At 73.8% G+C, this 7,692-nt stretch carries 5 protein-coding genes; all 5 read right to left on the bottom strand.

Annotated features, from left to right (window positions below; all coding sequences use genetic code 11):
* Positions 1 to 132 precede the first annotated feature (132 nt).
* Positions 133 to 492, bottom strand: coding sequence for a hypothetical protein (locus tag ACGF3H_RS32400; RefSeq protein WP_362494808.1), 360 nt, complete (start codon positions 490 to 492; stop codon positions 133 to 135).
* A 107-nt stretch (positions 493 to 599) separates the two neighbouring features.
* A complete protein-coding gene (locus ACGF3H_RS32395; RefSeq protein ID WP_362494810.1) occupies positions 600 to 2,516 on the bottom strand; it encodes a DUF2264 domain-containing protein in 1,917 nt (638 codons plus the stop codon).
* Positions 2,517 to 2,536: 20 nt separating this feature from the next.
* Entirely contained in the window at positions 2,537 to 4,972 is a 2,436-nt protein-coding gene (locus tag ACGF3H_RS32390; RefSeq protein ID WP_362494812.1) for a polysaccharide lyase 8 family protein, read from the bottom strand.
* Positions 4,973 to 4,992: 20 nt separating this feature from the next.
* Complete coding sequence (locus ACGF3H_RS32385; RefSeq protein WP_362494815.1) at positions 4,993 to 6,375, bottom strand: M60 family metallopeptidase; 1,383 nt, start codon at positions 6,373 to 6,375, stop codon at positions 4,993 to 4,995.
* A 169-nt stretch (positions 6,376 to 6,544) separates the two neighbouring features.
* Positions 6,545 to 7,639 (bottom strand): LacI family DNA-binding transcriptional regulator, encoded by a 1,095-nt coding sequence (locus ACGF3H_RS32380; protein ID WP_362494818.1) that lies wholly within the window; start codon positions 7,637 to 7,639, stop codon positions 6,545 to 6,547.
* Positions 7,640 to 7,692: the final 53 nt, after the last annotated feature.

Raw genomic sequence — 7,692 nt, 5'->3', positions numbered from 1 at the left:
GGGGCGTCCCCCCCCACCTTTGGGTTTGCCCCCCCGCGGGTTCGATGGGGCACAGCCACCGGGGCCGGCGGGGGGGGGGGCGCCCCCGGGGGGGGGGGGGGCGGGCGGGGGGGGCCCGGCCGCCGCCGCGGGTCAGCCGTCGGAGTAGCTGAAGTCGCCCACGGTCCAGGCGCTGACGTCCTCGATCGCGACCCGGTACATCCCGCCCGTCTCCGGGATCCCCACCGTGCCCTGCAGGATCCGGGCGACGTGGAAGTGGAGATGGGTGGGCGGTCCGTCCTTCTTCGCGGGAGCGTCGAAGACGGGGGAGAACTCGCTCAGCTGGGCGGAGTCCGTCAGCACCTCCGACACCCGCTGCCGCCACACGGCTTCGGGAGCCAGGCGGCCGGTGACGACGGCACCACCGGCGACCACGGTCAGGGACATCTGACTGCTCTGCCCGGACTCCACGAGGGCGGCGATGTCAACGATCAGCTCGTCAGGCTTCGGCATGAGACCGGATTCTATGCGCCTCGGGCCCCGGCCAGGGGCGCCGCTGCTCGAACGGTCCCTGTGGCGGGCTCGCGCGAGCCGCCCGGCTCCCGCCAGGACGGCGCCCTTCAGACGTCCATCGTCGTGCCGTCCAGGAACGCCAGCGACACCGTGGTCCCGGCCCCCGCCCGCACGGACACCACGTCGCGCAGCGCCTGCGGATGGATGCTGTCGCGGGACAGGACCACCAGGGAGACGTGCGTGCTCCGGCCCCCGGGGTGACGGTCGAGACGCAGGTACGGGATCGCGGAACGGGGCCCGAAGGCGTTGGACTGGACGTCCCGGGCCACCTCCGCGGTGCCCCGCCGCGCCCCGTCGCCCCAGCCGTGCAGCGCGATCACGGCACTGCTCAGCCCGTCGGCCGTACGGGTCAGCGCCCAGCCAGGACCGGTCAGCGCGGCCGGACTCTCCGCGTGCGCCACCGCGTACCCGCCCTCCCGCACCGACGCCCCTCGCGGTGCCTCGATCCGGTGGACCCTGATCTCCCACGGGCCGTGCAGCACGCTGGTGGTCTCGACGCGGTACCGGTGGTCGTCGCCCGGGAACCGTGCCGCGTACCAGGACGCCGCGACCCCCTCCTCGCAGCGCAGGGGATGGATCCGGGCGCGCCGTGACGGTGTGCCGCTCGGTGACAGCAGCGCCAGGTGGTTGTCGACGGCCCGTGCCACCGCGTGCGGTGCCGTCTCCGGGGCCGTGGCGGTCGAGTGGGCGAGCCGCGCGTAGTGCGGGTCCTCGGCGCCTTCGGCCGGGTCGGCGCCGTCGTCCTGGGGCGGCTGGTGGTCGCTGCCGTGGTTGATCAGCCTGACGATGCCGTCGTCCCGGGTGCCGTGCAGCAGCCAGCCCGGCGCCGGGAGCGCCCTGCGGGTGTCGGACTCCTCCACGGGCAGGGGCAGTTCCCGTTCCGTCCAGACCGGGTGGTCCGCGGGGAGCAGCAGCCCGAGGAAGGCCTTGCTCGCCCAGTACGGGGAGGCCGGACCGGAGTAGGGCTGGGTGGCGGGGAGGAAGGTGCCGTACCAGCCGAGCGGCAGCAGCCCTCGTTCGTCCGGCGCGCCGCGCTCGACGAAGTGCCGCAGCGTGCCGGAGGCGAGGCGCCGCGACACTCCGGGGGCGAGCGGCGTGCAGTCGGCCAGCACGCCCGCCCACACCGGGGCCAGGGCGGCGAAGCGGTACGCGAGCGAACGCCCTTGGTGCACGGGTGCGCCGTCCGCGCCGAAGAAGTGGAGGTAGTCCTCGAGGAACCTGCTCAGGCGTTCCCGGTACACCGCCGTCCGGCCTCCGTCGTCCCGCGCGATCCGCGACCACAGGAGCGGGTACAGGTGCAGCGCCCAGCCGTTGTAGTAGTCGAAGTTCCGACCGTCCCCGTCGGTGTACCAGCCGTCACCCCGGTACCAGTCCTCGATCCGGTCGAGGCCGGAGTGGATGTCCCGGCGGCTGTGCGGGGCGCCCACCGAGGCCAGGAACTCCTCGGACACCACCTGGAAGAGGCGCCAGTTGTTGTCCCAGGTACGTGCGCCGACGAAGCCGGAGAGCCAGTCGACGACACGTTCCTGCACCCCGGCGTCGAGGCGGTCCCAGATCCACGGACGGCTCTCGTGCAGGGCGACGGCGACGGCGGCCGCCTCGACCATCTGCTGCGAACAGTCCGTCAGCGCGGGCCAGGCCTCCTTGCCACCGGGGTCCGTGCCCGCCGCCAGGCCGGCGGCGTAGCGCTCGGTCAGTGCCGGGTCGGCGGCGCCGCCCGAGCCGGCGATCCGGAAGGCCGCGAGCAGGAAGGAACGGGCGAACCCCTCGAGTCCGTCCGAGACGACACCAGACCAGCTGGTGCGGCCCGGCAGCCGGTACTGGGCGAAGCCGGGTGTCGCGTACGGCACGAGCGCGTCCAGCATCCGGTCGGCCGTCGCCTCCCAGTGGGCACGGGTCCAGCCGGTCCGTGCGGACAGGACCCGGTCGGTCGGCGGCAGGTGCAGATGCGGGGCGACGGACATCGTGGTCTCCTCGGGACGGTCTACGGGACGAGTTCCGCGTGGTGGGTGTGGCCGCGTGACCCGCCCACGGCGACGGTGAGGCGGCCCCTGCGGCCGGGGGTGACGACGACGGTGTCGTCCGCCTCGGCCACGGCACGCACGCGGAACGGCAGTTCGACGCCGACCGAGGTCAGGGTGCGGCCGGGGTCGGAGACGGCCACCGAGATCCGGTCGCCGCGCCGCAGGACGAGCACGGAGGCCGGGCCGGAGGAGCTGATCCCGGCCGCCCTCCCCGCGGTCCAGAAGTTCGCCGCGGTGAGCCCGAGGCGGCGGGCCTCCACGGCCTGGACGGACGCGTCGTTGGCGACGACCTGCACCGGGCGGGAGCGTGCCCAGACGGCGGTGGCGGTGGCGGACGCACCGGGGAGCAGTGCGTGGGCGTACCGGGCCCCCGTGGGCGAGACCCCGTGGTCGACCCACAGGGTGAGATAGCGCCGGGTGAACGGAGTCGTCGAGCCGGCCGTGTCCGCTCCGGTGTTGATGTCGCGCCAGGTGCCGGTGCGTTCCTCCCGCAGGGCGTGCAGCGCGCTCGCCCCGGGGAAGACGTAGCCGCCCACTCCTTCCACGTGCGCCCATCCGGCCCGGCCGAACCGATGTGACCAGCCCTGCTCGTCGGGTTGCCGGGCGCCGTCGACCACCAGGCGCGGTCTGCCGTCGCGCCCGAGGTTGCGGTTCTCGACGACCGTCTCGACGGTGCGGCCGTCGGTGGCGGTGATGTCCGCGCCGAGGGAGATCACCGCGTCGTCGACGAGGAACCAGGACTTCTTCGCCCGCAGGGTGCTGCCGGGCGCGCCGGTCAGTTCCATCGAGACGGCACCGTACCGGCCGTGCAGCACCGAGCCGCCCGCGACGGCGTTGGCCGGCCGGTAGGTGGACGTGCCTCCGCCCGTGCCGAGGTCGGTGCGCCGCCGGGTGTCGACCGTCGTGCCGGGGAGCCGGTACGGATCGACGGTCGGCCAGAAGGCGTCGTCGTACTGCGCCGGGTCGTCCACGTCGTAGAGGTAGGCCATGCCGTCGCCGGTGTACCAGCCGTGCAGGTTCTCCCCGTTGCCCGCCTCGTACGCCGCGATGCGTTGCGAGGAGAGCGAGAGGGCGTACGCCCAGCGCGGGCGGTGGTGCACCACGCGGTCCATGTCGGCGAAGACGTGGAGGCCGCCGGTGCGTTGCTGCGCGGCTACGCCGTCGTCGTCCAGGACGTCCTTGGCGAGCGCGAGTTGGGGCAGGCCGGCGAGCTCGGCGAAGGGCGTGGTGCGGTTGCGTGTCAGCCAGCCCTTGGCGAGCGAGCGCCAGCGGCCGGCGTACGCCGCGGGCGCCCCGGTGGCCAGCAGCAGGATCGCCGCGACGGCCGCCGCGCCGTCGCGGTGGTCGCCGGCCCGTTCCCGGGAGACGGCGCGGCCGCGCACGGCGTCCATCATCAGTCCCTCGAAGATCACCGGTGTGAAGCTCCGCTCGACGGCGTCGTACAGCACCGAGACGTCGGGGTCCGCGACCTGCCACGGGGAGCCGGCCAGCAGCGTGAGAAGGTGGGCGATGCCGCCGAGGAGGACCACGCCGTAGGTGCCGGTGTAGGCGACCGCGCCGTGCTGGACGAACGAGCCGTCCTCGTAGAAGCCGTCGCCCGAGGTGACGTACCGGAACAGGCTGTTGCGCCCGGCGTCGCGTACGTCGGACAGGGCGTCCCGGGCCGAGGCGAGCTTGGCGGCGTCCTGGCCGAGCAGACCGCGCAGCGCGACGATCACGGCCTTGTCGGCGCGGTTGGCGCCGGTCTCGGCGAGGGTGGGGGCGTTGGTGCGGCGGTCCGCGTCGGGACAGAACCGGTCGACGACGGCCAGGTAGTCCGTCAGGTCGGCGGCCGGCAGCCGGTGCCGCAGCAGGACGGCGCTGTCCATCAGGGCGCGGGGGGCGCCTATCTCCCAGAACCACCAGTTGCCCGTCTCGCGCCTGGCCGGGTTGTAGGCGGCGTCGTGGGCGAAGCGCAGCGCTGCCACGAGCGCGTCGGTCACGGCGGGGTCCGCGGTGAGCGAGGTGCCGGGCGTGGCCCAGGCGATGGCAATGGTGCGCAGCCTGGTGTAGCTCTGGCCGAAGTTGCCGGGGTCGGCCACGGGGGCGAGGTCGGCCCAGAGGGCGGTGCGTGCGGGGCCGCGGTCGAGGGTTTCCCACAGGTCCTTCGCCGTGGTGTCCAGCGCGGCGACGGCCGCGGCGAGGTCAGGGTCCGCGGGGTCGAGGTCTCCGCCGGTGAGCAGGGCCTCGGCCCGCTCGAGGAGCGCGGAAACGTCCGCCTCGGCGGCAGCGCCGGTCCCGGTGGCCGCCGCGGTCCCGGTGGGTGTCGCGGCGTGTGCCGGGCCCGCCGGGGTGACGAGGGCGGTGGCCCCGGTCGCCGCGGTCGCCGTCAGGAGGGCACGTCTGGTGAGTCGCACGGCTGGTCCTTTCGTCCCGGTCAGTCGGTGAGCGTGCTGGGGTCGACGGGCGGCTGCGGCAGGTGCAGCGCCGCCAGCTCCGCCCTGCCGGTCTCGTCGATCGGGAACGCCCAGGTGCGCACGAAGAAGTCGGTGAGGTCGTGTCCGGCGATCCGGCTGGAGTACGTGGCCAGGGCCCGGTAGCGCTTGGCGTTCTCCGTGTAGTCGGACTGCGGGTTCTCCTCGCGCACCAGCTGGTGCAGACGGGGCCAGAAGTCGTCGCCGAACGCCAGCTCCAGCTGGCGCAGGGGGACGAGCTTCTCGTACGCGTCGAAGGACTTCTCGTAGGCCAGTCCGGCGGTGCCGAACTTGCGCCGCGCGGACTGGAAGTGGTTCAGGCCCGTCGTGGCGTCGACCGTGAGCAGGTTGGACGGCTGTCCCAGGGTGCGCTGCGCGGCCAGTGAGTAGATGTTGACGGTGACCTCCGTGAGGCCGCCCGGCTTGTAGGCGAACTGCTGATGCAGGTGGCCCAGCTCGTGGTAGAGGCCCCAGCCGCGGGTCCGCAGTCCGGTGACGGTGGTGGCTCGGTCCAGGTAGGCGCGCGGGAAGCCGTTGTAGCCGTGTGTGGCGTAGGCGCCGACACCGGCCGGCACCTTGGTGACCTCGGTGAAATGGTACGGCCCCGCCTTCCTCCGGTGCACCGGCCGTGATCCGTCCAGGCCGCTGATCCGGGCGTGCGAGTCGATGATCGTCTCGACCAGCTCCAGCAGCGCGGCGTGGTCCTCGTCGCGGTACAGGAGCGCGCCCTCGCGGGTGAGGGTCATGATGGTGTTCGGGGCGTGGAGCTCGACGTACGGGCTGTCGGTCAGCGTGTCGAGACGCTGCTGGTAGACGGCCTCCGTGGTCTCCCCGAGGGTGAACACCGGCATCGGCACGGCGCCCGAGCGGAACAGGACGCTCGCCTGCTCGCCGTCGCCGGTGAGCGTCAGGTAGACCGGGCCGCCGTGCGGGTCGGTGACCGTGTTGGCGCCGGCGGCCAGGGGGTAGCTGCGCGGCTCCGTGATCTCGCCGTAGTAGTCCCAGGCGCCGACCCAGAGGGTGGGGACGAGGCCGTCGTGCGGCCGGACCGTGAGGGCGAGGGCGGTGCCGGGCTCGGCGTACAGCCCCGTGGGGTGGAACTCGCTTCCCCGCAGGGCCTGTCCGAGGCGGAGCCGTTCGGTCTCGGCACCGGGCCGTGCGGTGACGAAGACGGCGGCCTGGGGCCGTCGGTCCCGGGCCGAGGCCGGCCCGGCCGTGGCACCGAGTGCTGCCAGGGCCCCGGCGCCCGCCGCCGAGGCGAGGACGGCGCGGCGGCTCACGGGGGACGACGGGGACGTGACGGACGAGGCCGACGAGGTGGACGAGGAGGGTGTCGGAGTACGCATGCGGAACTCTCCCTGCGGTGGAAGGGCGCGGGACGGAGGCGTGGGGGGGGGGTGAAGACTCCGCGACAGCATGTAAGCGGTTGCTACGAGGCCGCAAGAGGGGCGGGGAAGTTACTGCGTTTTTCTATGGCAGCAAGGGTCGGCTACGGCCGAACAGCCCGGTAATCGGTCACACCCGGCCGCCCTTCGTGGCCCGGGGTGCCACGGAATCGCGTACGACGATGTGCGTGCCGAGCCGCAGCGCGCCGGTCGTCGGCTCGCGCCAGTCGTCCTCGTCGCCGCCCGACACGGCCAGGCGCACGGCCTGCCGGCCCATCTCCTCCAGCGGCACGTGCACCGTGGTCAGCTTGGGCCGCATCTCCTGCGCGACCGGGATGTCGTCGTAGCCCACCAGGGAGATGTCCTTCGGCACCCTCCGTCCGGCCTCCTCCAGCGCCTGGGCGGCGCCGGCGGCGACCATGTCGTTGGCGGCGAACACGGCGGTGAACTCCGGTCCGTCCCGCAGCAGTTCGGCCATGCGCCGCTGGCCGAAGCCGCGGCTGAACGCGCCGGGGTGGATCAGCTCCGGGTCGGGCGTCACTCCACGCAGTCCGAGCGCCCGCCGGTGTCCGGCGAGCCGGTCCCGGGTGGTGGAGAGCCTGGGCGGGCCGCCCAGGTACAGGATGCGCTCGTGGCCCTGCATCAGCAGGTGGTCGGTGATGGCGAAGGCGCCGCCCTCGTTGTCGTACTCGACCGACACGGTCGGCACCTGCTCGCCGAGCGGTGGCCTGCCGCACAGCACCAGCTTCGACCCGTCCGCGTCCAGCTCCCGTGCCCTGCGCGCCAGTTCGGAGGTGTAGGCCCGGTCGGCGATGCTGCCGCCGACGACGACGACCGCGTCGGCCCGCCGCTCGTGCATCAGCTCGACGAAGGCCAGCTCGCGCTGCGGGTCGCCCTGGGTGCAGCACACCAGGCAGAGCCGGCCGCCCAGCGTGGCCTCCCGCTCCACCCCGCGGGCGATGTAGGCGTAGAACGGGTCGACGACCTCGTTGACGATGATGCCGACCGTGCGGTTGGAGACGCCGGCGAGGGCGCGGGCGTGGGCGTTGACCACGTAGCCCAGTTCGCGCATCGCGGACTCGACCCGTTCCCGGGTGGCCTGCGCCACCGGGTAGTTGCGGTTCAGTACGCGCGAGACGGTCGCCGTGGAGACGCCGGCGAGGCGTGCCACGTCGGTGACGGTGGCCCGCCGCCGGCCGTCCGCGGCCGTGCTCTGCCTGCGCATCCGGTGCACCCCCTGCTGGCTGTTGTCCGACGTCGAGCCTAGAGCCTGCGGAG

This window comes from Streptomyces sp. NPDC048185, assembly GCF_043202495.1.
Lineage (GTDB): Bacteria > Actinomycetota > Actinomycetes > Streptomycetales > Streptomycetaceae > Streptomyces.
Note: the sequence above shows the minus strand (reverse complement) of the source record. Positions and strands in the feature narration are given on the sequence as shown.

Excerpts from the sequence above, each read along its gene's own strand:
- ACGF3H_RS32385 (WP_362494815.1), bottom strand. The coding sequence starts at position 6,375 with ATGCGTACTCCGACACCCTCCTCGTCCACCTCGTCGGCCTCGTCCGTC.
- ACGF3H_RS32380 (WP_362494818.1), bottom strand. The coding sequence starts at position 7,639 with ATGCGCAGGCAGAGCACGGCCGCGGACGGCCGGCGGCGGGCCACCGTC.
- ACGF3H_RS32400 (WP_362494808.1), bottom strand. The coding sequence starts at position 492 with ATGCCGAAGCCTGACGAGCTGATCGTTGACATCGCCGCCCTCGTGGAG.
- ACGF3H_RS32395 (WP_362494810.1), bottom strand. The coding sequence starts at position 2,516 with ATGTCCGTCGCCCCGCATCTGCACCTGCCGCCGACCGACCGGGTCCTG.